At 43.7% G+C, this 22,526-nt stretch carries 22 protein-coding genes; 8 read left to right on the forward strand and 14 right to left on the reverse strand.

The window, feature by feature from the left end; genetic code table 11:
- Positions 1-275 precede the first annotated feature (275 nt).
- The 6 genes from B9N78_RS05920 (at position 276) to B9N78_RS05940 (ending at position 5,595) form a co-directional block, all read left to right on the forward strand.
- Positions 276-1,274 (forward strand): 4Fe-4S dicluster domain-containing protein, encoded by a 999-nt coding sequence (locus tag B9N78_RS05920; protein ID WP_085099818.1) that lies wholly within the window; start codon positions 276-278, stop codon positions 1,272-1,274.
- A gap of 16 nt (positions 1,275-1,290) precedes the next feature.
- Positions 1,291-1,761, forward strand: a complete 471-nt coding sequence (locus B9N78_RS05925; protein WP_085099821.1) for an iron-sulfur cluster-binding protein — start codon at positions 1,291-1,293, stop codon at positions 1,759-1,761.
- A 144-nt stretch (positions 1,762-1,905) separates the two neighbouring features.
- Entirely contained in the window at positions 1,906-3,090 is a 1,185-nt protein-coding gene (locus B9N78_RS05930; RefSeq protein WP_085099824.1) for a CgeB family protein, read from the forward strand.
- Positions 3,091-3,155: 65 nt separating this feature from the next.
- Complete coding sequence (locus B9N78_RS18430; protein WP_281248167.1) at positions 3,156-3,278, forward strand: hypothetical protein; 123 nt, start codon at positions 3,156-3,158, stop codon at positions 3,276-3,278.
- Between the two features lie 29 nt (positions 3,279-3,307).
- Positions 3,308-4,936 (forward strand): tetrathionate reductase family octaheme c-type cytochrome, encoded by a 1,629-nt coding sequence (locus B9N78_RS05935; RefSeq protein ID WP_085099827.1) that lies wholly within the window; start codon positions 3,308-3,310, stop codon positions 4,934-4,936.
- Positions 4,937-4,938: 2 nt separating this feature from the next.
- The gene (locus B9N78_RS05940) at positions 4,939-5,595 is read left to right on the forward strand and encodes a cytochrome b/b6 domain-containing protein (protein ID WP_085099830.1); all 657 of its coding nucleotides are present in this window, start codon (positions 4,939-4,941) and stop codon (positions 5,593-5,595) included.
- 65 nt (positions 5,596-5,660) lie between these two features.
- Here the strand turns inward: B9N78_RS05940 and B9N78_RS05945 are convergent, their stop codons facing one another.
- Genes B9N78_RS05945 through argB form a run of 4 tightly spaced genes read right to left on the reverse strand, consistent with a single transcriptional unit; the run spans position 5,661 to position 10,471 of the window.
- The gene (locus tag B9N78_RS05945; protein ID WP_085099833.1) at positions 5,661-7,592 is read right to left on the reverse strand and encodes a molybdopterin biosynthesis protein; all 1,932 of its coding nucleotides are present in this window, start codon (positions 7,590-7,592) and stop codon (positions 5,661-5,663) included.
- Between the two features lie 25 nt (positions 7,593-7,617).
- Positions 7,618-8,859 carry a molybdopterin molybdotransferase MoeA gene (locus B9N78_RS05950; protein WP_085099836.1) on the reverse strand — a complete coding sequence of 414 codons (1,242 nt, stop codon included), beginning with the start codon at positions 8,857-8,859 and terminating at the stop codon, positions 7,618-7,620.
- A gap of 4 nt (positions 8,860-8,863) precedes the next feature.
- A complete protein-coding gene (locus tag B9N78_RS05955; protein WP_085099838.1) occupies positions 8,864-9,574 on the reverse strand; it encodes a molybdopterin-guanine dinucleotide biosynthesis protein MobB in 711 nt (236 codons plus the stop codon).
- A gap of 18 nt (positions 9,575-9,592) precedes the next feature.
- Positions 9,593-10,471, reverse strand: coding sequence for an acetylglutamate kinase (argB, locus tag B9N78_RS05960; protein ID WP_085099841.1), 879 nt, complete (start codon positions 10,469-10,471; stop codon positions 9,593-9,595).
- A gap of 308 nt (positions 10,472-10,779) precedes the next feature.
- Here argB and B9N78_RS05965 point away from each other — a divergent pair, with 308 nt between their 5' ends.
- Positions 10,780-11,136, forward strand: coding sequence for a PilZ domain-containing protein (locus B9N78_RS05965; protein WP_085099843.1), 357 nt, complete (start codon positions 10,780-10,782; stop codon positions 11,134-11,136).
- A 289-nt stretch (positions 11,137-11,425) separates the two neighbouring features.
- Here B9N78_RS05965 and B9N78_RS05975 read toward each other — a convergent pair whose 3' ends face one another.
- The gene (locus B9N78_RS05975) at positions 11,426-12,592 is read right to left on the reverse strand and encodes an MFS transporter (RefSeq protein WP_085099849.1); all 1,167 of its coding nucleotides are present in this window, start codon (positions 12,590-12,592) and stop codon (positions 11,426-11,428) included.
- Positions 12,593-12,744: 152 nt separating this feature from the next.
- Between B9N78_RS05975 and B9N78_RS05980 the strand changes: the two genes are divergently transcribed.
- The gene (locus tag B9N78_RS05980) at positions 12,745-13,464 is read left to right on the forward strand and encodes a potassium channel family protein (protein WP_085099851.1); all 720 of its coding nucleotides are present in this window, start codon (positions 12,745-12,747) and stop codon (positions 13,462-13,464) included.
- Between the two features lie 54 nt (positions 13,465-13,518).
- Here the strand turns inward: B9N78_RS05980 and proB are convergent, their stop codons facing one another.
- The 9 genes from proB to B9N78_RS06025 form a co-directional block, all read right to left on the reverse strand.
- Positions 13,519-14,661: a glutamate 5-kinase gene (gene proB, locus B9N78_RS05985; RefSeq protein WP_245805481.1), complete on the reverse strand. Its 1,143-nt coding sequence runs from the start codon at positions 14,659-14,661 to the stop codon at positions 13,519-13,521.
- Positions 14,636-15,682: a GTPase ObgE gene (obgE, locus tag B9N78_RS05990; protein ID WP_085099854.1), complete on the reverse strand. Its 1,047-nt coding sequence runs from the start codon at positions 15,680-15,682 to the stop codon at positions 14,636-14,638. The genes proB and obgE overlap by 26 nt, the downstream gene beginning before the upstream one ends.
- A 240-nt stretch (positions 15,683-15,922) precedes the next feature.
- Complete coding sequence (gene rpmA / locus B9N78_RS05995) at positions 15,923-16,192, reverse strand: 50S ribosomal protein L27 (protein ID WP_085099856.1); 270 nt, start codon at positions 16,190-16,192, stop codon at positions 15,923-15,925.
- Between the two features lie 34 nt (positions 16,193-16,226).
- Positions 16,227-16,538 (reverse strand): 50S ribosomal protein L21, encoded by a 312-nt coding sequence (gene rplU, locus B9N78_RS06000; protein WP_085099859.1) that lies wholly within the window; start codon positions 16,536-16,538, stop codon positions 16,227-16,229.
- A 71-nt stretch (positions 16,539-16,609) separates the two neighbouring features.
- Positions 16,610-19,714: a DUF5714 domain-containing protein gene (locus tag B9N78_RS06005; RefSeq protein ID WP_085099860.1), complete on the reverse strand. Its 3,105-nt coding sequence runs from the start codon at positions 19,712-19,714 to the stop codon at positions 16,610-16,612.
- 75 nt (positions 19,715-19,789) lie between these two features.
- Positions 19,790-20,467, reverse strand: coding sequence for a ComF family protein (locus B9N78_RS06010; RefSeq protein ID WP_085099863.1), 678 nt, complete (start codon positions 20,465-20,467; stop codon positions 19,790-19,792).
- A gap of 4 nt (positions 20,468-20,471) precedes the next feature.
- Complete coding sequence (locus B9N78_RS06015) at positions 20,472-20,855, reverse strand: response regulator (RefSeq protein ID WP_085099865.1); 384 nt, start codon at positions 20,853-20,855, stop codon at positions 20,472-20,474.
- Positions 20,852-21,454, reverse strand: a complete 603-nt coding sequence (locus tag B9N78_RS06020) for a flavodoxin family protein (protein ID WP_085099868.1) — start codon at positions 21,452-21,454, stop codon at positions 20,852-20,854. Before B9N78_RS06020 ends, B9N78_RS06015 begins: the two co-directional genes overlap by 4 nt.
- Before the next feature lie 403 nt (positions 21,455-21,857).
- Positions 21,858-22,481: an MBL fold metallo-hydrolase gene (locus B9N78_RS06025; protein WP_085099871.1), complete on the reverse strand. Its 624-nt coding sequence runs from the start codon at positions 22,479-22,481 to the stop codon at positions 21,858-21,860.
- Positions 22,482-22,526: the final 45 nt, after the last annotated feature.

Here is a 22,526-nt window from a genome sequence, read left to right on the forward strand (position 1 = left end):
TCAAAGGTGTTCAATTTAAATTTTGCTATGTCCAAAATTGAACATATGTTTAAACATATGTCCAGATTCTTCTGTTCTTTCAAAGTATGATTCTGAATAAAAAATAATCAAAAGTTGGCGTTAATCGTAGATTTTGTGGTACTTATATATAAAATAAACTGTTCGGGCACGGATTCTGCTTTGATACGAAAGTACAAATTGAAAATAGCAATCGAAAATTCAATGATTTATCAATTAAGTCTGAGTTTAAATTTTAATGTGGAGCCAGAAAATATATGACAGGAAAAATGAAAGGGATATCGAGGCGAAATTTTTTAAAAGGGCTCGGGGCAGGAAGTGCCGCTATGCTTTTGCCTTCAGCTTCTCCAGCAGCAGCCGCTTCTTCAGCAACAGAAGAACTGGCTACTTTGCTTGATATTTCAAAATGTATCGGCTGCGGAGAGTGTGTAAATGGATGCTCTGAAGTTAACGGGTCGAAATATCCTGAACCTAAGAAACCTTTTCCGGTAATGTATCCGACATCGCGTGTTAAGGTTGAAGATTGGTCGGATAAGCGGGATGTGGATGACAGACTTACGCCGTATAACTGGCTTTTCATTCAAAGTGCGGAAGTAGAGTATAAGGGTGAAAGTTACGAAATAAATATTCCGCGTCGCTGTCTGCATTGTCAAAATCCTCCGTGTGCAGATCTTTGCCCGTGGGGCGCGGCGGCAAAGCAGAAAAACGGTATTGTGCGTATCCAGCCAAATGTCTGCCTTGGCGGAGCAAAGTGCAGGACTGTCTGTCCTTGGCATATACCGCAGCGGCAGACAGGAGTGGGGCTATACATGCGCCTTCTTCCCAAGTTTGCAGGTAACGGAGTTATGTATAAATGCGATCGTTGTTACAATCGCATTAACGAAGGCAAACTCCCTGCCTGCATAGAAGTTTGTCCTGAACATGTTCAGACCATAGGCCCACGTAGCGAAATTTTAGCCAAAGCTCATGAATTGGCAGATAAAAACGGTTGGTTCATTTACGGCGAAGAAGAAAACGGCGGAACCAATACTATTTATGTCTCACCTGTACCGTTTGATCTTTTGAATAAAGCAATAGAGAAAGGTGCTGGAAAACCGGGGCTACAGCCAGTTGCAGATTCAATGGCGGATGAAGAAAATCTTGCCAGTGCAATAGCTATTGCACCGCTTGCAGGTATCGCCGCCGGAATTATCAAAGCAGGAAACTATCTGTCCTCTGCTGCAGATAATAAGAACAATGATAAGAGTGATGGTTAGAACAAGGATAAGAACAATGAATAAAAAAATATTTGTCTGGATATTTAAAATCACGGTCTTTTTTATGGCCCTTACCGGAGTGGCTCAGATGCCTATCTTCAAAAGATATTACATCGCAAGTATCCCCGGTTTAAGCTGGCTTTCCAATTTCTATCTCACCAATAAACTTCATTATATGCTGGGAGCATTGCTGATCTTTCTGGTCATGTATCTGGCGACGGATTTTATTATGAGTAAGCGCGGGAATATGCGTTTATCTCGTTGCGGGAAGGTTCGCGCATTTCTTTTCGCAGCCGTAATATTCACCGGTGTTTTTCGCGTAATAAAGAATCTTCCGTATGTAACCATGGACCCGTTTACGGTAATGATGATAGACTGGACTCATCTGGGCTTTGCGATCCTTCTTGGAATCGCTGCACTTATTGCCTTGATTCGAGGACGTTCATCATATTTTGAAAGTGGCCGAGTTGGAACTAATGCTCGTTAGTGGGAGGTTTTTTTATAGCCTTATAGAGCGTAAAGAAGATTAAGGAATTAGGGCATAAATTTTTCTTAGTGATACGTATCTGTGGAATATTCAGTGTGTAATCTATGGTAGACTTTGTTTGTTTCGAAAGATAATTATTAATAGATGATTAATATTCCACATATAAAAGGGCAGCGTCCTCGGGTTCTGCTTATCACTCAAGATTATTTTATTGTTCCTGAGCTTGCCAGAGGTTTAAGGTCTCTTGGAATTTCCTTTGTCTCAGTCGAATTTCAACAGACCCCTTCTTTTCTTAAGGAGTTATTTGATAAAGTCGCGTTTTTAAAACCTCACTTTATTTTATCCGTCAATCATGCCGGACTGGATGGAGATGGGCAGGTTCTGGGACTGTTAAAACGTTGCGGGGTTCCGTTTGCAAGCTGGTTTGTAGATCGTCAGGAAACGTTCTTGAGATCAGCTGTTGAGTCAAATTCCCTACTTGCTGTTTTCAGTTGGGACCCAGAGGCCATTTCTTCTTTGAATAAGCGAAATGTACCTTATGCTCAGTATCTTCCGCTTGGAACTGATACTTCTATTTTTCATCCAGTGAGGGGAGATCATGAATACTTATATCCTGTTTCTTTCGTCGGTTCTTCGTGGACATCAAAAATAGTTGAGGTGCTGCGTGCCGGAGGTTTTTCCGCTGCTTTGCTGCGCAAGTATAAGATTCTTGGCGGATTGTTGGAGGAAGATTTCTCAATTAATATAAATGAATTGCTTGACCTTGCAGGGGATGACGCTTCCGAAACGTATATGAGTTTACCTTCAGGTAAACAGGAAATGTTTTTTCGTCTTATACAGCTTCAGGCTACAAGGTTAAGGCGTATCAAGGTTGTGTCTGGATTATTGGAGTTTAACCCTGCGATTGTGGGGGATGTTTATTGGGCTAGGGCTTTGTCTAAGAAGAGGATGGATTTTACATGGTGGAATCATCTTAAATATGAGGATGAATTACCTGCTTTTTATAGGCAGTCTATGCTGAACTTTAATACAGTAAGTCTTCAGTCTGCCGCTTCCTTAAATCAACGTATTTTCGATGTGCCTGCTTGCGGTTCTTTTTTGCTGACTGAGTATAACTCAGCACTTGAAAATCTTTTTGAACCAGGCAGAGAGGTCGCATGCTATGACGAACCTGATAATATCCCGGAAGTTATATCGAAATGGCTTTCAGATGAGAAAGGACGGAAAAAAATAATCCGTGCCGGTATGAAAAGAATTTTTGCTGAGCACACTTATCAGCACAGAATTGTAGAAATTATTTCAAAGATGAATCTGGTTTTTTATAAGTAAGTATCAATACCCTGATCATGGATTGACTAAAAATATAATATGTAACTGTGGACCCGTTTACGGTAATGATGATAGTCTGGACTCATCTGGGCTTTGCGATCCTTCTTGGAATCGTCGCGCTTGTAGCCTTGATTCGGGGACGTTCATCATATTTTGAAAGTGGTAAGGGGCTTTATGGAGGCAGTTAGAATAAGCTTTTAACGAGTGGAGGGCGGTAATGAGGTTCATACTGAGATCAGTTTTAGCACTGGTAACAGTTGCTTTCCTGTGCGTGCCTGTGTTCGGAGCTGGTGATGATGCTCCGGGCATAGAAATGGCCCGTCAGGCGACAAAGGGCAAAGAACTTTGGATCACAGCGGATCATTCCAAGTTTGATGTCCTTAAACAGCCGTTTACCAGCGGCCCGGAAGTTACAAAAGCTTGTCTGACCTGCCATACCGAGGCCGGACATCAGTTTCACAAAACCATTCACTGGACATGGCTTGACCCCAAAGCTGAAAAAGAAATGGGAATAGGCAAGGGCGGTCTGGTGATGAATAACTTCTGTATCAACATTCAATCCAATGAACCTCGTTGTACTTCCTGCCATGCCGGATATGGGTGGAAAGATAAGAATTTTGATTTCGAGTCTCAAGAAAAAATAGATTGTCTGGTTTGTCATGAGCAGACAGGAACCTATAAGAAGTTTCCTACCGGAGCGGGGAATCCTGCTCCTGCCCCGGGAATGGAGTTCAAGGGGAACGGAAAATATTATAAGTCTCCTGACTGGAATAAGGTTGCACAGTCTGTCAGCCGTCCAACGCGTGCGAATTGCGGAACCTGCCATTTCTACGGTGGCGGCGGTGACGGTGTAAAACATGGTGATCTTGATTCTTCCATGCGCATGCCGAGTAAGAATCTTGATGTTCATATGAGCATGGAAGGGCAGAAATTTGAATGTACCCGTTGCCATACAACTGTGAAACATCAGGTTGCTGGCCGTATTTATTCAAATCCTGCGGCCACCAATCGTAAGTCTCTGCTCGAAGATGATTTAGGGGCGAAGATTATGTGTGAATCCTGCCATAGTTCAACTCCGCATAAGTCGGAAATCGGTATGAAGCTTAATGATCATACTGATAAAGTTGCCTGTCAGAGCTGTCATATACCAACCTTTGCACGTGAACTTCCAACCAAAATGTGGTGGGACTGGTCACAGGCAGGCAGAAAGAAAGACGGCAAACCTTATGAGGTCAAGGGTGAGTGGGGCAAGCCTACTTATATGACCATGAAAGGGGACATGCGCTGGGAAAAGGATGTTGTGCCTGAGTACTACTGGTTTAACGGAACAATCGAATCTATCACAGCCAAGACTGTTATTGACCCGGGCTTTCCCGTACAGGTCAGCAGACCTTTAGGAAGCAGTAAGGACAGCAACTCGCGTATTATGCCTTTTAAGGTACATCGCGGAAAGACTCCTTATGACGTGGTTAACAAGAATATGATAATTCCTCACTTGTTCGGCAAGGATGATGCTGCATACTGGAAGGGATACGATTGGACAAAGGCATCCGCTGCCGGAATGGCATATGCGGGTCTTCCATTCAGCGGAGAGGTAGGTTTTGTTGAAACTGAATATGTTTATCCTATTACGCATATGGTCGCACCCAAGGATAATGTCCTTGCCTGTGAGGCGTGTCATAGCAGACAGAGCCGCCTAAGCAATCTGAATTCGTTCTATATGCCTAGACGAGACGCAAACCGCGTTGTTGATGCCGGCGGCTGGTTTATAGTTATAGCTTCAGCTGTAGGAGTGATACTGCATGCACTCGGACGAATCTTCATAAAGGGACGTAAGGAGGAGTAGTCATGGCTGTAACACCGCATCATATGAAAAAAATATATCTGTACTCACGCTTCGAGCGTTTCTGGCACTGGACACAGTCGGTGCTGATTATCATGCTTATGGTCACAGGGCTTGAGGTTCACGGGCTCTTTAATTTGTTCGGTTTTAAAAGAGCGGTAGATCTGCATAACACCTTGGGACTTAGCTGGCTGGTATTGTTTGTATTCATCATCTTTTGGCTGCTCACAACAGGTGAGTGGAAGCAGTATATACCGACAACCAAAAAGCTGTTTGCGGTGGCGAGATATTACGCCGTAGGAATATTCAAAGGGGAAGATCATCCAGTTCACAAAAGTGCTGGAGCCAAGCATAATCCGTTGCAGCGGCTTGTTTATCTGGGCTTATCTGCAATTCTGCTGCCTTTGCAAATGGTAACGGGACTGTTGTACTGGACTTATAATGACTGGACCGCTTACGGTATTAATTTTGTAAGTCTGGAAACAGTTGCTAATGTGCACATGGGCTGCGCTTATGCATTGCTTGCCTTCCTTATAGTGCATGTCTATATGACCACAACAGGGCATTCCATAACCGGTCATATTGCCGCTATGTTCAGCGGATGGGAAGAAGTTCCTGAGGATTACAAAGCCGAAGAGTGGGAAGTTCATAAGAAAAGTTAAAAGCTTTAAGCTTTATAAAATAAAACCCCGCCGGATTATAATTCAGCGGGGTTTTTTGATTGAAATCAGCCGAGGCCCATACCGGGTTTCATAATTTTTCCTGTCATGGGGACTTCGTAACCACCAAGGATTTTGATAGCTTTTTTAATTTCATCTGATTTCAGCAGATCGATAAGTGCTATAATTCTTTTATCCTGTATATATTTGTCCGGTATTATAAGGTCATATCTTTCATGAGCCAAAGGCACAAAGTCCAGACCTAAAGCTTTTGCCGCAGCATATATTCCAAGTCCGCAATCTGCAGTTCCTGTCAGCACATTCGCTGCAACAGCCATGTGAGTGAATTCTTCCCTATCATATCCTGTTACTGACTCAGGATCTATTTTTGCTTTTTCCAGATGATAGTCGAACAGAATTCTTGTTCCTGCTCCTCTCTGCCTGTTGATAAAGTTCACCTTGCCGTCACTGAGGCTTTCAATTCCGGTTATCTTCTGCGGGTTGCCCTTAGGGACAATAAATCCCTGATGGCGGATAGCCAGATTGATCACCGTCACATCCAAGTTGGGAAGGTATCTATCAATGAATGGAAAGTTGAAATCTCCGCTTTCAGGATCGAAAAGATGGGCTCCGGCGAACAGAGCTACATCGTTTTTAAGGGCTGTGAGCCCGCCCATTGAACCTGCATGAGTCGAGACAAGGCGTATGGGAGTGTTTGCACCCATAAGGATGTCTCCCAGCAGATCAATAGTGTTGTCATGACTTCCAACGTGCATGAGTATGTTTTCTAAAGTCTGCTTACCGGAGAAAAGCTCAACTTCAACTGACTCATTAAGCTCGATTCCTTCGCTTCCGGCCGGAACTCTGGTAAACCCTTGAGCTTTGGTAAGAGTTGTGATCATTCCGGCTCCTCTGGCAAGCGGCACGCCTGTATATCCGGTACCGACTTTACCGACCGCAAGCCTGATAATTTCTTCCATACCGGGTTTCGAAGGAGTGCGTCTGGCAAGCCTTACCTGAACTTTTTCCCTTTCCGGAGGATTTTTGCCTGAAAGCCATGAAATTACCGGCGTAAGTATATCTTCAAAACAGACTACAGCACTTACCGGATACCCGGGGGCTCCGACGAGCAGTTTGTTCTTAGCGACACCGAGCACCGTCGGCTTACCCGGCATTATGGCTATGCCATGAACCAGCAGGGTTCCTATTTGTTTAATGACTTTGCTTGTAAAATCTTTACTTCCTGCTGAGGAACCTGCGCCGATGACTACTATGTGAGAATTATTTAAAGCCGTTTCAACAGACTTAACCAGAAGATCTTCGCGGTCGCGTACTGGAGAAGTTGCGGTGAATTCGATGCCCAGACCAAGAGCGAGCGCACGGAAAACTTGTGAATTAGATTCAATAACTTCCCCCGCAGAAGGCGTAGGACGGTCTGCAAATGGAAGAATCTCATCCCCTGTTGGAATGAAAGTCATGCGTATTTTTTCATGTACTTTGATGTCGTATATACCGGCGGAAAGGAGTGCTCCGATGTCAAAAGCGGAAATGGTGTGGTTACGCGGCAGAAGCATTTCAGTTGCGACAATATCTTCACCTATTCTGCGGACATGTTGCCATGGAAAAGCAGGAGCTTCAATGCTGATGGTGTCACCGTTGTCGACGATATTTTCTATCATTATAACAGCATCCATACCATCCGGAAGCGCATTGCCGGTATTGACAGAGATGCAGGTCTTATTTTTGATCAGCTCAAGAGGAAGTCCCTCACGGGCGGAGAAAGTTGTATCGCTTTTAACAGCATATCCGTCCATTGCGGCTGAGTGATACGTGGGGGAGGAACAGCGGGCACGGACAGCTTCGGAAGTAACGCGGTTAAGAGCTTCATGAACAGGTATATTTTCAGGTTTAACGAGAGTTGCACGGTCAAGAGCCGCAATAGCAATGGCTACGGCTTCAAGAACTGGAATCGTTTTCAGATAAATATTGCGATCAGACATAGTTATTCTCCGTATGTGAAATATACTAAATCAACCAAACCTGAATTTGTTCCCCGGCATATGAACCTTCCATATCTGCGGGGATGATCATAAGTCCGTCGGCTTTAATCATAGTTCTAAGAAGGCCGGATTTGCCGTAAACCGGCTCTGCAAGGGGGATTTTACCTTTTCTCTGTTTAAGTATAACCCGGACATAGTCTTCACGTCCTTGCCTGGATGGAGTGTTGCGTTCAAGTTCAGCCAGTAATATTGGTCTGTCCAGACAGGCAAAGCTGTCTTTTTGTCCCATAAGGTGTCTTATAAACGGCATTACTATAGAAAGCATAACTACCTGAACAGACGTTACCTGACCTGGAAGACCAAGTACAGGTTTACTACCTACTTTACCTAAAATTGTCGGTTTTCCGGGGCTTATTGCCACGCCGTGAGCGAGAATTTCAGAGTCCTCCATAGACTCGATGGCTCTGACGGTTAAATCTCGCATTCCGACAGAGCTTCCTCCAGAGAGGAGAACCAGATCATTTTCCGCAATGGCTTTAGCAAGCGTTGTCTTGAGTTTATTCAGGTCATCACGGACTATTCCGTAATTTGCGGGAATCCCCCCGGCCTTGGATACAAGACAGCGCAATGTGTGTGAATTTACGTCACGAATAGTTCCGGCGCGGGGCGGAACTTCAATTTCAACAAGTTCATCTCCGGTGGATATTATGCCTACGCGCGGTTTAATGTGTGCTTTAACACTGCCTATGCCGAGTGCTGCAAGTAAGCCTACATCTTGAAAGCGGACTGTATGTCCGGCTTTATATATATTTTCACCCTTTGCAGCATCCTCACCTTTAAGCATGGTGTGCTCACCGGGAGTGGAGGACTTGCGCACTTCAATAGTGCCGGACCCCAGTTCCTGAGTATGTTCAACCATTACAACTGCGTCTGCTCCATCAGGAAGAGTTCCTCCTGTCGGAATTGCTGCACAGTCGCCATGTTTTAAAGTAAAGTCCGGAGCTTCATCAACTCTAAGCTGTGCACACTGTTCAAGGTAAGCCGGGTTCCCTTCTGTTGCTCCGAAGACATCACGGGCGTGCACTGCGTAGCCGTCCATGCAGGAACGGTTTGCCGGCGGAAGGTCTTCAGGTGAAAAAATATCCTCACCAAGCACGAGTCCATATGCATCGGAAATTGATTTTATTTCAATGGATGTCGGCGCAAACGAAAGCAGCAGAGATTCAAATTCTTCGCGGCTGATTATGTCAAAAAAATCATGAAGCATTGACTTAACTACCGCTCTTAATAGTTATTTTCAGATCACCCGGTGCGTATCCTTTTAACTGGGAAAGCATTGCTGAAATTCCTGCTGAAAGGATATCGGATACAAATGGATTGAGAGCCAAGGGCAGGCCGTTGCAAGTAACATCCATTCTGCCGGATGTTGCTTTACATCCTTCAGGTCTCGCTTTGCCGGAATTGATGTCTGCGGCAAAATCTTTGCATGATTCACGTCCGCATGCTTTGCAGTTGAGTCCGGGCAGTAAAAATCCTTTTTCCATAACAAGCTGTGCTAATCTTTCAATTTCATTTGAGCTCGGGGGATTGTCTTTGGTGCAGGCTGGAATCTGGGCTAAAGCGAGTTCCGGGAAAAAATCTTTGTCGTCGTTATCTTCACGGACGGTTATAAAACGCGGCATCCAGCCGAGCATGTTTCCGCCTTCCATGATAATAACATCCGCATCAAGCAGCGGCAGAAGATCTTGAAGTGGTTTTTCTTTATTCCATGAGACAAATGATTGCGAAGGAGAGTACGCCGCAACACATGAAGCAATCTGTTTATACTGCTGCGTATCGGTTCCTTCCTCTTCGTCAAAGCCGTGATGAGAATGTTTAACTACTCCGACTTTTAATCCTTTGTCTGTAAAATATTGAGCCAGAGCCAGGCCTAAAGTAGTCTTTCCGGTTTTCTTTTTTCCAACTATAGCAACAGCTTTCATGCTAGTCTCCAGATTTGATTAACTTACGACTTCAGTGCCGATACCGTTTTTGGTGAAAAGTTCAAGAAGAACGCAGTTTTCAACTCTTCCATCAATTATGTGAGCTTTTTCAACTCCGCCATGTACTGCCTCAATGCAGCATGTCAGTTTAGGAATCATGCCGCCTGTGGCAACTCCGGATGATATTGCTTCTGCAGCTTCGCGGCAGGTCATTGATGAAATGAGATTTTTATCTGCATCAAGCAGCCCTACTACATCGGTGAGCAAGTGGAGCCTTTTAGCATTCATTGCAGAGGCAACCGCTCCGGCTACGGAGTCAGCATTGATGTTATAAGTGGAACCGTAGTCATCGACTCCGACTGGAGCAATTACCGGAATGAAACCGTCTCTTTGTAATGATTTAATCAGAGTTGTATTCACTTCAGTAACTTCACCGACTTTGCCGAGATCGATTATTTCAGGAGCTTTTGCTTCTGACTCGATAACCATCTGTTTCTGTTCAGCTTTAATAAGCATTCCGTCTTTTCCTGAAAGACCTACAGCTTTGCCGCCGTTAAGGTTGATCAAGTTGACAATCTGTTTATTTACCTGCCCGACGAGAACCATTTCAACAACATCCATGGTTGCTTCGTCTGTTACGCGGTATCCGTTCTTAAAATGGCTGTCGATGTTAAGCGCGCTGAGCATTTTTTGAATCTGTGGGCCGCCGCCATGAATAACCACGGGGTTTACGCCGATATATTTAAGGAGAATTATATTAAGCGCGAAGGCACGTTTAAGGGTTTCGTCAATCATGGCATTGCCGCCATATTTGATGACAACTGTTTCTCCGAAAAATTCTTTTATGTACGGCAGTGATTCAATCAAAAATTTAGCTTTCATTATCTCTCTATCCATAACCTGAACTCTCCCTGATATTGATCTTAAAATTTATGTTTTGTATAAGTATTTTTAAAGCGGTGCAGTTAAATTCAATAATTGAATACGCAGATTCTGTATAATTTAAAAAAGAGTTTAGGGAAAGTCCGTCTTTTGTGTCTTCAGATTATGCAAATACATTTTTAAGTGTTTCGTTATAATTCTGCTAAATATTAACGTATATGGAATTGTTTATTTTAAGGATAGTAGGTATCATTTTTTTGAAATTAATTTTGTAGTGAGCGTTGTTTAATTTAAGAAAAGAATAATACCGGATGGAGTCGCTGATGGATCAAAATAAAAGACGCAGAACCCGTATTCAAGTTGAATTTACGGTTAAGCTTAGTAAGAGCGGGCTGAGTGTTATGGTTGAAACTCAGAACTTAAGTCTGAAAGGTATTCTCTGTAATAGCGTTGAAGGGTTTGCTGTAGGAAACATATGTGAGGTTTCGATCATCCTGTCTGAAGATGTTGTTATTCACATTGAGGGGAAAGTTGTCCGGTCTGATGAGTCCGGTCTGGCTGTAGACTTTATTGTGATGAATGAGGTAAGTTTTACCCACTTGCGTAAGCTGGTTCAATACAATTCCACAGATGCGGATGCTATTGACAGTGAACTTACTTCACCTGCTTTTGATGCCTGATGGCCGGGATGCAAAATATTGCAGGTTTAAATAAAAACAGCTCGTAAAAGCGGGCTGCTTTTTTTGCCGTGCGAGATGGAATTCCACAGTCAACAAGCCTGCAATAGATGTGGAGCGGGTTAAATATATGCTCCATAAATTTAATAATTCCGGCTTTCATGTAGTCTTCTGCATAGTTATGGGTTGTCTTTAAAAAAATTCAAATTTTGACATTAATTGAGACAATAATTTGGCTCTAAATATTTTTTAAGTCAATTATATTCATTGTCATAGTGTTCTATGCTCTTTTTTAAGCTTCGAATCCATTTATGGTCATGAGTGTAATAACCAAAGTTATTGCAGCCACTGCCACGCCGGCATAAAAGACCGCCGTCAGTCCAAATCCTGAATAAACCATCCCCATAAGTAACGGAGCAATTGTTTGTCCTGCTCTGAGCACCATCCCGTTCATAGACATGAAAATTGCCCTGTGTTCCATGGGGGCTATTGCTGTCAGCATGGACATTGAGTTCGGAATATTAAGTCCCTGTCCAAGACCGAAAAAGCAGACTGGGATTATGCACCAAAGCGCAGAACTGGATTCAGGAATAAATATCATTGCCGCGGCATATGCAAATGTTGACAGAGCGATCATGCGCGGCTGTGAGATCAGGCTTGCGAGTCTTCCAAGCTGTGATGCTGCTATTGCGGTTACAAAGGACGCACTTGAAATGACAAATCCTATCATCAGCGGAGAAGCCTCAAAACGCGAGTGCAGAAGTATTGGCAGATAGGTTATGATCGGGCCGTATAAAATAATAAATGTCAGTAGGGAAATTGCGAAAAGGCCCAGTACCTGTTTGTTTTTCATCCCCTTTAGAGCTTCACGCATGTATTTTTTAAATGCCGAGCTTGCTGAAGGTTCAGGGTTATCAAGTCTGAAGGCGACAACCCATGCAAGCGGCAGAGCTGTAAGCGCAAGCATAAATGGAACATGCCAGTTGATTTGAGCCAGAACCCCTCCTATTGCAGGGAAAAGCGCTGTTCCTATGCTGAGGACTCCTGCGTTAAGACCCATAGCAGCAATTCTGTCCTGCCCAGTGAAAAGGTCACCTATGATTGTAAGGTTTATGACTCCAATGGCCGCAGCTCCAACTCCTTGGATAAGACGCAGAGTAAGCAACCATTTATAATCTGGGGCAAAATAACAGGCAGATCCTGCTATCCCGAAAAGGATCAAAGCGGGGACAAGAATTTTTTTTCTGCCGATTCTGTCAGCAAAAATTCCGGCTAGAGGCGAAAAAATGATTCCCGGAAGAGTAAAAATGGTGAAAACTAAACCAATGGACGAAGCTGGAATATTCAGATCCTTCATCATGCTCGGCAGTGAAGGCACAATGCTTGAGACTCCCATGATCGCAATAAGGGTAACTGAGAATAAAATACGAAGGTTTTTATTTTTATAGAGATGATTCATTAATATTATCCTTTAGAAAAGATGACTGAAGTGGCAAGCTACTCGTAAATTTTAGACACTGCAACCGCAGCATATGCGCATTACATAATAAGTAGATAGCTCATGAAAAATTAATATGATTTATAATTTATATAAGTTAATTAAGGGTTATTATGTTAAGATTACACAAATTATTCAGATACAGTCCATCTAAGTTCACAGTGCTTTTAGGATTTTTGATCTCACAGATTTTTTTAACTCCCATAGCAGGCAAGTCAATTTTTCTTCAGCAGATTTTATATTTTTACACATATCTAGTGTTGCTTTCGGCTGTTGCGGCAATTGTTGAAAACAAAGTTAAGCTTTCAATTTTTATCGCATTCTATATAGCGTCGTTTATCAGTTCCGTTTTATTCTTCAAAATGCATTCCATACACTGGCTGGCTATAAGCGAAGCTTCAGATATGATGATGATTGCAATCACTGTATGGGGAATATTGATTTTCATGCGCAGGCAGAAAAAAGTTACCAGTGATTTAATCTCAGGGGCAATCTGTGTTTATATGCTTTGCGGTTTGCTTTGGGCGAATGGATACAGCTTATGTATGATCTATGATCGCAGTGCTATTTCAGGAATTAGTCTTAGTGAATCAATCTTCGCGGTTCGTAATTTAATGGTATATTTCAGCTATATAACGATGATGACAATAGGTTATGGAGATATGCTTCCGGTTACATCTATGGCACGGTCGCTGGTGATGTTGCAGGGGCTTTTCGGACAGATGTACCTGGCTGTTTTTGTAGCAGGAGTAATCGGAATGTTTCTGGCTCAGCGCGATGAGGATAAGATTATTGAAAAGATAGAGGAAGATGCAAAACTTAGAAGATATTAAGTCAGATTTTTTGCTCCGCGGCAGAAATTTTTTCTGCCGCAGAGCAATATAAAATTAAAGAGCTGCGTCTAAAAGCAGGTTGTCTCTGTGGATTGCTTCGTGGAAAGGGCATTTGCCCAGAATTGAATCTATCTCGTCTGATTTACGTCCGAGAATCATGGTCATATCGGTTGAACTGTAACTGGTGATTCCAACGGCAATAGGCTTTCCGGATTTATTAACAACTCTTACCAGTTCACCGGCTTTAAAATCACCTTCAACCGCGGTAATACCGGCGGGAAGCAGGCTTTTTCCTCCGGCCATCAGAGCCTTTTGCGCGCCTTCGTCTATGATTAGATCGCCGGCAGGGTCGCAATGATACGCAAGCCAGAATTTGCGGTGGGAAACACTTTTTTGATCAGGTTCAATCCATGTTCCGCATTCTTCACCGTTAAATACACGCTCAATGATCATGCGCTGTTTACCGGATAATATCAGGGTTGGAACTCCGAGCTGTGCAGCTCTGTGAGCTGCTCTCATTTTAGAGAACATGCCGCCTGAACCTACAGCCGTTTTTCCGTCGCACATTGCGTCGAGATCAAGAGAACCTATATTCTCGACATAGGAAAGTTTTTTTGCGTCTGGGTTAGTGTCTGGGTTCTTATCAAATACCCCGTCAGCGGAAGTGAGGTTAATGAAAAGATCCGCTTCCACAACATTCAGAATCAAACTTGCCAGAGTATCATTGTCTCCGAATTCAAGTTCCTGAACAGCGACAGTATCGTTTTCATTAATGATAGGAATTACCCGCCACTCAAGAAGTTGTGAGAGAGTATTGCGGACGTTGAGAAAGCGGTCACGCTGTCTTAAGTCCTCACGGGTAAGTAAAATTTGTGATGAAATCAGGCCGAATCTACGGAATGTTTCATCATATTCGTGCATCAGGCGGCTTTGTCCGATAGAGGAGGCCGCTTGTTTCGCAGGCAGGTCTTTAAGCTTAAAACCTGCAGGAATAGATCCTCTTCCGGCCGCAACAGCCCCGGACGAAACAAGAACGATATCAACTCCGCGTGCATGCAAAGCTGATAACTGATCAGCCAGTCTGCATATAAGGCCGAGATTGATTCCTTCAGCTGTAGTGAGAACGGCACTGCCGATTTTTATTACAATTCTTTTAGCTTCGCGGAGGGTATCAAGCCTGTTGCTCATCTTGCTCATCTTTTTCCTCTTGATTCATGGCGTTGAATCTATCCCACATGTCTTTTACAAGCTTCTTAAGTCCGTCTTCGTGCAGTGCGGATATAAAATAGATTTCTTCGTTTGCTTCTGCAGCTTTAGCTTTCAGAGTCGCAAGATCTTCTTCAGAAAGTAAATCTATTTTGTTAATTACACGGAGCTGAGTTTTATTTGCAAGATCTTCATCATATATACGGAGTTCTTCATCCAGCATATTGAAACCATCAAAAGGGGATTCAAGGCTGAGGTCTTCGGAACTAAGGATATGAATGAGAAATCTGGTGCGTTCAACATGCTTTAGAAATCTGTGCCCCAGTCCCATTCCTGTGCTGGCTCCTTCAATGAGTCCGGGAATATCAGCAATGACCAGCTTGTTGCCGAAGTCATCGTCAATAACTCCCAGATTAGGAACTAAGGTGGTGAAGGGGTATGCTGCAATTTTGGGTTTCGCAGCAGAAATTTTAGAAATGAAGGTTGATTTTCCGGCATTCGGAAGTCCAAGTAAACCTACATCTGCAATAATCTTAAGTTGCAGACGAAGTCTCTTTTCTTCGCCGGGGAAGCCGTCTTCAGCCTGTCTCGGCGTCTGGTTTATTGATGACTTGAAGTGGATGTTTCCGCGTCCGCCGTCACCGCCTTTGCAGATGACAATCTCTTTTCCTTCTTTTGTCAGGTCTGCGAGCAGTTTTTCGGAACCGTCTTCTTTCATTTCATATACAAGTGTACCGATCGGCAGGTCGAGGATGGTGTCGTCAGCAGCTTTGCCGTACTTATCACTACCCATTCCCTGCATTCCGTTTTTGGCTTCATAGACTCTTTTAAGCCTGAAGTCATAAAGAGACAGGAGGTCGGCACTTCCGCGAAAGATTAAATCTCCGCCTTTTCCGCCGTCTCCGCCGCAAGGTCCACCTTTAGGGATGTACCTTTCACGTCTGAAAGCCACACATCCGTTACCGCCTTTTCCAGAGCGTACTGTGATTGTTGCTTCATCAAAAAATTTCATAAAAGCCTTCCTTGAATGACCTGAGAAGGGCCTGGCCTTTCTCAGGCAGGAATATTCTCGGATAAAATAGATAAAGCTGTGAGTATGCCTTTCGAGTGCCTTACGAAAAAACAGGCTTGCACTCTAAGGGGCTTTCACAGCAGGGGATACGGGAAATCCAGTGTGTATTCCAGACAAGAAAAGGCAGAGGACGCACTTATAGATGCGACCTCTGCCAGAAAAACTTTCGGCCTGAAATAATTAGGCTTCAGCAGGAACGATGAGAACTCTGGTTTTGCTACGATTGTTGCGAACATACTTTTCGTATTTTACAACACCGTCAACCAGTGCAAACAAAGTCCAGTCTCTACCTGTACCTACGTTCTTGCCGGGGTGGATTTTAGTTCCAACCTGACGAACCAAGATACTTCCAGCCAGAACTTCCTGACCAGCGTAACGCTTTACACCACGGTATTTAGCATTACTGTCGCGACCGTTTTTCGAGCTACCGCCCGCTTTCTTATGTGCCATTTTAAAATCTCCTTAGTTAGGACTTGTCGTCAAGTTAAGCTTGAATAGCTTCAACTTTGATTCTTGTATAATCCTGACGATGACCCTGTTTGGTCTGAGAGTCTTGTCTGCGTCTTTTCTTGAAAACGATGATTTTTTTATCACGGCCGTGTTCAAGGATTGTGCAGGCTACTTTCGCGCCTTCAACGTAAGGAGCTCCGATTTTTATATCTTCGCCCTGACCGATGAGAAGAATTTTATCAAGATCGACCTTGGTGCCTGCTTCAACGTCCAATTTCTGGATATTGAGTTCCAAGCCTTCTTCAACGCGGAACTGCTTGCCGCCAGTCTCTATTATTGCGTACATTTATAACTAACCTCCGTCATGTATAAGAGAGGGGAAAGTATCCGTAACTCGATACAAAAGTCAAGCGCGAATTAACTTTTTTTAACAGAATTAACGCTTAAATTCAGTTTTGGAGCAAGAAGAATATGATTCCCTTTATTGTTGAGGATTACCGGGCAGTATCTGCCCATGCACTCCTGATTGCTGTCCATTTGGGAGCAGACCATATGCTTGTCTGCCGTAATACGCAAGCCAAGAATTTCCTTTGACACCTTCGCCGCGGCCTGAAGAGCCAGCCACGAGTCCCGCTGACAGCATCTTGCTGCTTTGATATCTGCAATTAATTCAAGAGCAGCAAGGGTTCCCTTCTGCGCAGTCGATCGTGAATCAGGCGTCAGAGGAGTTGCTTCAAGAATAGCACTTATTGCGACACCCACCCCTATGGCGGCTCCGCATATTCCCATAAATCCGCAGAACCCTCCAGCTATTTTGGCTCCGCGTGAAATAGCCGTTTCAATTACTTTGTCACTTATTTTTCCGCCGCTGTTGCGATAAGCGGCAACAATAATCCCCGGAACCAGCGCGTGGTGTTCCGGACCATGCATAGGAATCGCCGGATGGTTCCTAATTTTTATGAGAAGATCAACCATATCCGTTTCTGTACTGCTTATAAGGATATGCGGCAGGACTTCCAGTCCGTCTTCGCTGTGGCATTTATCGCAGACAAAGTGGTTGTTTTCGCAGCAACTGTTGGCTTCATGTTCTTCTCCGCAGAATGCACAGATCTTTTTTTCATATTCTGTCCGATATGTCAGTTCCGCTCCGCAGACCATACAGCCTGTTGTATTCTTCATGCTGACAACGTGTCCTGCAGATGGCAGAACAGACACTGCTGTATCAGCAGGTTTATCAAATGAATCAGGAGTAGGGCAGCAGCAGGATGATCCTACCATCATATTAGATATGTTGCCGTCTCCATCAAGAATAAAGACTTGATCTCCAAGTTGATGCGCTTCTTCTTCAGGGACTTCAGTAATGGTTCCGGGGACAAGTAATTCACCCTGCGCAGTCTGCCCCGTTGCAAACGGACCTCTGAACATGATTCTTGTCATCTTTTCTGTGGACGGTTTGCGAGCTGAAAAGGTCAAAGAATAAAAGTCATGTCCGCCGACTACTCTGTATGGAAAACGTTTGAGCATAAGGATTGATTTGAATCCGGCTTCGTCCAGCAATCCTACAAGATTTTTAATGGTCTGTGCTCCGGCGATGCATTCACCGTGCAGTGTGTCGTCATTACGGATTTCAGGACCGGGTTCACTTTCGCAAACAACGTCCGAGATAGTCAGTCTGCCACCGGGTTTCAAAACCCTGAACATTTCAGAAAAGGTTTTACGCTTGTCACCGGATAGATTCAGCACACAGTTTGAAAGCAGCAGGCTTGCATAATTATCTTCGAGCGGGAGAGATTCTAGATATCCTTTGCGAAAGTCCATGTTGTCGTAGCCCAGATTTACCGCGACCGCTTGTTTTCCGCTGCGTGAACGGGCCAGCATGGGATCAAGCATATCTATTCCGGTTACTTTGCCTGAAGGTCCGACCATTTTAGAGGCTATGAAACATTCAATTCCGCGTCCGCTGCCAAGGTCTACAACGTATTCGCCGGATTTGATCTCTGCGTCCATAACAGGAGATCCGCACCCGTATCCACGGAACCTGAATTCTTCAGGTATGTGGTCCATCAGCTCTGGCGCGTAGCATGCTGGATTCAGGATGTCTTCTTTGGCCGTATCAGCCGCCGCAGTATAAAAATCTTTTACGATAGTAAGGCTGTCTTTACCGGCAACCGCTAACAGGCAGTTGGTATGGGTCAGAGCCACCTTACCGTGGTCTGAACATTTATCTAATCTGTCGCCCATTTTGAGCAGTAACCTTGGTGAATCATGGTCAGTGCTTTGTGCCGCTTTGTCTGTGATAAGTTTCAGAGCTGTTTTTTCATATAACTTGGCGTATGGGTCTTTTCCTGTAAATTCTCCGCTGTGCATCCAGCTGTGATCAGTATCACCGCCGCCCAGAAGCAGTTTAAAAGGCGTGGAAAGATCTTTGCATGTTGTTTGGCGAAGAGCGGTCAGAACAGGACTTTTTAGCCAGCTTTCTTCGAGGTTCGCATCAATAGGAGTACCAAGCGCATCAATACCGACAGTGGCCGGTGAAGGGTAGATTTTGTTGTCAGGCCCGATGGCAAGTGACTCCCATCCTGCGGTAGATCCATCATGAATGGTCCCGCAAGGCGCAAAGATCATGCTCTTGATTGCTTCTATATTGTCGATTGTTACTCCGGTGCGCTCACTTGCTTCCATTGCTTCAAGCAGGTGAGTGTAGATGGTCTCCGAATCAACAAATCGCTGTGCTTTTCCTCTTCCGCGCACGAAATACCACATGAAATGAACATTAGAAGCTCCGGTCTCGGCTGCAAATTCGATTACTTCTTTCATCTGCGTAACATTAGACTTTGTAACACACATGGAAAGTGTAAACGGTATTGATTCGGCTGAAAGCCAGTGTAAGGACTTTTCCAGAGCCGCAAACATGCCCTGTCCTCTGATTTCATCATGTGTATCTTTGATGCCGTCTACACTGATCTGCAGGTGGCAGCGTTCGAAATCGTAGCGGTGTTTTGAGAAGAATTTTTCTGCATTAAGGCCGTTGGAAAGGATTGCCACATGGCTTGACTCTATTTCCAGCATTCTTGTGATAATTCTATCTGCGCCCGGGTGAATCAGCGGTTCTCCGCCGGTAAGAGCAAAAAGTGTACACCCCAGTTTTTCAGCCTGTGCGGTAAGCTCAAGGACTCTTTCGGTAGCAAGTTCAGAAGTAGATGATATAGTCGGTGATGATCCGAACAGGCAGTGATTACAGCTGATATTGCACTTATTTGTCAGGTGGAACCAAAGCTCACGGAGATTGCCTGTTTGCAGCAGTTCTTTTCTGCCGTGGTAGGTGGTAGTTGCTTCATCCGGCAGCCGCATAAGAAATTTTTCTTCGGCAATAGATAAACAACTGTTTTCATCTAGAGATAATTTTCGGAGAAGTTCGTCACCTGCTTTCGTAGGAACAAACCAGTCTGGTGATTCCGGTCTGATATAAACAGGGGTGTTGCCGTGTGTGATTCTAACCCATTCGGTAAGCTTAAAAGGCAAAATGAATTCTCCGTTTGAGCGTTTCTTGAGTCTGATATAAAAATCCGAAAAGTGATGGAAGGCTGTATTAAGCGGTTAAAGCAGGGTTTTTGCCAAAACCATTACCTCAACTTTTACAGCTCCGGCCTTAATTAATGTACGGGAGCATTCGTGAATTGTCGATCCGGTCGTATAGACATCGTCAATCAGCAGAATTGTTTTACCTGCTATGATTGATTTATCTGCCGTAAAAGCATTTTTAAGATTATCGGCGCGTTTTTCTTTGGAAAGTTTGGCTTGCGGAATGGTTTTACGATTTCTTACGAGTGCACGGTCAGAAAGCTTTGCACCTAAAATTGTTGCAACACTTTCAGCTATGATGAGGCTCTGATTAAAGCCTCTTTTGCGCAGCCGTGACGGATGCAGAGGAACCGGAATAATAATGTCAGGCCGCATTGTTTCAGGAATAGATTCAGCAACACTTGCTGCGAATTGTGATAGTAATGAGCTGTACCCGAAGTTGTTATTAAACTTCCAGTCTATGATTAAATCGCGAAGCAGTCCTCTGTACGGCGCGTAAAAGTAAATATCCTGTTGCTTAGCTGTTTCATCATGTTCAGATTCATTGATGATTATATCGTAACAGTCAGGGCAAAGGAGTTTTTTATTTGAATGAGGAGTATGGCATACTGGGCATCTTTTTTCTGTAAAGAGAGACTTCAGTCGCTCAAATACGGCGATCGGCGAAAAATATGAAATAAAACCGGATATCATAAAATCAGTGAGAATCGGTTAACTTTGAAATTATTTTAGTCAGCTCTGTTTTTATGATCGGCTTAAGCAGAAAGCTGTTGTATCCACAATTCAGACATTTGGTGAGCAGCTCTGCATCGTCACCTGTGGTCATGGCAAAAACAGGTATAGTCATCCCTTCATTTCTGATTCTGGAAACTACTTCTGTTCCATTCATCTCTGGCATGTGAACGTCCATAAACGCTACGTCAAACTTTTCAGTGATGAGTTTCTGAAGGGCTTCAGTGCCGTTCTCAGCAAGAGTCGGTTCAAATCCAAGTTGTCCCAGATATGTTTTAAGTACAAGCCGGACAGGACGTGAATCATCTGCAACTAAAATTTTTAATTTTGATAAATCTTTACAACTCATGCCTGAAGGCTCCTTTTCCATGCGTCTATTCCAGCCTGAATCAAAATCCCACATTTATCAGGTTGACTCTTAAGGTCGTTCGGAAAATCAATTCCCTTGAAAGTAATAGCAGGTTCAAGGGATGTTTTAAAATATTTAAGAAAATATTTCAGTGAAAGTTCCGCCCCTTCGAACAGCTTTTCGCCCTTGGGCCTTCCTGCCACAAAGCATGCGTAAGAGTGGCGATCAGCTAAATTGTTAAATAGAGGTGCAGACTGGCTGCTCGCTTCAAAAGCCCACTGCCCGCGGTCTATGAATGTTTTGAGCCGCGAAGGAAGGTGGTAAAAATATATGGGCGAGGCAAAGAAAGTGAACGGTGCATGGATAATTTTAAGGTAAAGATCCTGCGCTTCATCTTTGGTTGCAAAAATACAAAGATTGTCCTTTGATGTGCGGCATTTCAGACATCCAATACAGTGGTGTAAATCTAAATCACCTAGAGTAACTATTTCTGCATTCCCTCCGGCTTTTCGAATACCTTTAAGAAAAAGGTTTGCAGCTAAATCGCTGTTTCCTTTTCTGTGATGACTGCATGCAAAAATAACCGGAGGTTGTTTCATATTATATTAATGTCTTTTTTAAGTTTCATTTTTGTCGTTCGCAAGATTTTCATCTGAACGTTTGCCCCGCGCATATTTGCACGTAAAAACAGATTTTATATGGTCGCCTTTATCCTGAATTTTAAGTGACCATTCAGGCAATATTTCCAGTTGGTGATACAACTGCAGTTCCGTGCCCTTATCAGTCAGAGCAATTACTTCTTGAGTCTTAGCAAAACGGAGATACCAACCTACCTCCAGTCCGACTCCTCAGCACTTGTTACGGATGTCTACTGTTCGTGAATTGTTATTATCCATTTGTATTCCATCCTGAGTATGTCCAAGGGTATATATCTAATTTACTAAAAAAACAGATAGTGAAGCTTAATTATTATTAATGTATTTTAAAATATAGGGAAAGATTTTAAAATTGCATGTCACTGAAAAAAGGATTGTGATTTTTCTCTTCTGCGACAGAAGTTGACGGGCCGTGTCCTGATAAAAGAGTGGTATTCTCCGGCAAAGTAAAAATATTTTCCTGAACTGACTTTTTAAGCATATCAAGATCTCCGCCGGGGAAGTCTGTCCTGCCTATGGAACGGCGGAAAATTAAATCACCGACAAAGGCTGTCTCAAGAGCAGGGAAATGAAAGGTCAAACTGCCGGGAGCATGCCCTGGTGTAGAAAGAACATTACATTCAAGTCCGACCATCTCAGTCTTGCCGATTTTAATATGCTCTGACTTGAAAGGAGCAACCTTTATACCGATCATGCTGCCGTCGCCTAACGGTGTATTCATAAGTGAAAGACCGGACTCATCAGCGTATATGGTTTTGCCAGTGGCTTCTGCAAGAGCTGCGTTCCCAACAATGTGATCGAAGTGCAGATGTGTGTTCAGAATACTTTCCAGTTCAAATCCTGATTTCTTTAAAAAAGCAAGTACAGCGGTAGGATCTCCGCCTGGATCAATTACAACAGCTTTATTGTCATTGGTGATTACGTAACAGTTTGTTTCAAGGGGACCGAGAGCAAATGCTTTAATATCCATTAATAGTTCTCCAACATTATTTCAGAAAGTTTTTGTATTTTAACA

The sequence above is a fragment of the Desulfovibrio gilichinskyi genome (assembly GCF_900177375.1).
Taxonomy (GTDB): Bacteria; Desulfobacterota; Desulfovibrionia; order Desulfovibrionales; family Desulfovibrionaceae; genus Maridesulfovibrio; species Maridesulfovibrio gilichinskyi.

What these genes read in the sequence shown, in the direction of transcription:
- B9N78_RS05940 (WP_085099830.1), top strand. Translation starts at nt 4,939, where the DNA reads ATGGCTGTAACACCGCATCATATGAAAAAAATATATCTGTACTCACGC.
- B9N78_RS18430 (WP_281248167.1), top strand. Translation starts at nt 3,156, where the DNA reads ATGATGATAGTCTGGACTCATCTGGGCTTTGCGATCCTTCTTGGAATC.
- rpmA (WP_085099856.1), bottom strand. Translation starts at nt 16,192, where the DNA reads ATGGCACATAAGAAAGCGGGCGGTAGCTCGAAAAACGGTCGCGACAGT.
- obgE (WP_085099854.1), bottom strand. Translation starts at nt 15,682, where the DNA reads ATGAAATTTTTTGATGAAGCAACAATCACAGTACGCTCTGGAAAAGGC.
- B9N78_RS05950 (WP_085099836.1), bottom strand. Translation starts at nt 8,859, where the DNA reads ATGCTTCATGATTTTTTTGACATAATCAGCCGCGAAGAATTTGAATCT.
- proB (WP_245805481.1), bottom strand. Translation starts at nt 14,661, where the DNA reads ATGAGCAAGATGAGCAACAGGCTTGATACCCTCCGCGAAGCTAAAAGA.
- B9N78_RS05980 (WP_085099851.1), top strand. Translation starts at nt 12,745, where the DNA reads ATGTTAAGATTACACAAATTATTCAGATACAGTCCATCTAAGTTCACA.
- rplU (WP_085099859.1), bottom strand. Translation starts at nt 16,538, where the DNA reads ATGTACGCAATAATAGAGACTGGCGGCAAGCAGTTCCGCGTTGAAGAA.
- B9N78_RS05945 (WP_085099833.1), bottom strand. Translation starts at nt 7,592, where the DNA reads ATGTCTGATCGCAATATTTATCTGAAAACGATTCCAGTTCTTGAAGCC.
- B9N78_RS06025 (WP_085099871.1), bottom strand. Translation starts at nt 22,481, where the DNA reads ATGGATATTAAAGCATTTGCTCTCGGTCCCCTTGAAACAAACTGTTAC.
- B9N78_RS06015 (WP_085099865.1), bottom strand. Translation starts at nt 20,855, where the DNA reads ATGAGTTGTAAAGATTTATCAAAATTAAAAATTTTAGTTGCAGATGAT.
- B9N78_RS05965 (WP_085099843.1), top strand. Translation starts at nt 10,780, where the DNA reads ATGGATCAAAATAAAAGACGCAGAACCCGTATTCAAGTTGAATTTACG.
- argB (WP_085099841.1), bottom strand. Translation starts at nt 10,471, where the DNA reads ATGGATAGAGAGATAATGAAAGCTAAATTTTTGATTGAATCACTGCCG.
- B9N78_RS05925 (WP_085099821.1), top strand. Translation starts at nt 1,291, where the DNA reads ATGAATAAAAAAATATTTGTCTGGATATTTAAAATCACGGTCTTTTTT.
- B9N78_RS05955 (WP_085099838.1), bottom strand. Translation starts at nt 9,574, where the DNA reads ATGAAAGCTGTTGCTATAGTTGGAAAAAAGAAAACCGGAAAGACTACT.
- B9N78_RS05935 (WP_085099827.1), top strand. Translation starts at nt 3,308, where the DNA reads ATGAGGTTCATACTGAGATCAGTTTTAGCACTGGTAACAGTTGCTTTC.
- B9N78_RS05975 (WP_085099849.1), bottom strand. Translation starts at nt 12,592, where the DNA reads ATGAATCATCTCTATAAAAATAAAAACCTTCGTATTTTATTCTCAGTT.
- B9N78_RS06010 (WP_085099863.1), bottom strand. Translation starts at nt 20,467, where the DNA reads ATGATATCCGGTTTTATTTCATATTTTTCGCCGATCGCCGTATTTGAG.
- B9N78_RS06020 (WP_085099868.1), bottom strand. Translation starts at nt 21,454, where the DNA reads ATGAAACAACCTCCGGTTATTTTTGCATGCAGTCATCACAGAAAAGGA.
- B9N78_RS05930 (WP_085099824.1), top strand. Translation starts at nt 1,906, where the DNA reads ATGATTAATATTCCACATATAAAAGGGCAGCGTCCTCGGGTTCTGCTT.
- B9N78_RS05920 (WP_085099818.1), top strand. Translation starts at nt 276, where the DNA reads ATGACAGGAAAAATGAAAGGGATATCGAGGCGAAATTTTTTAAAAGGG.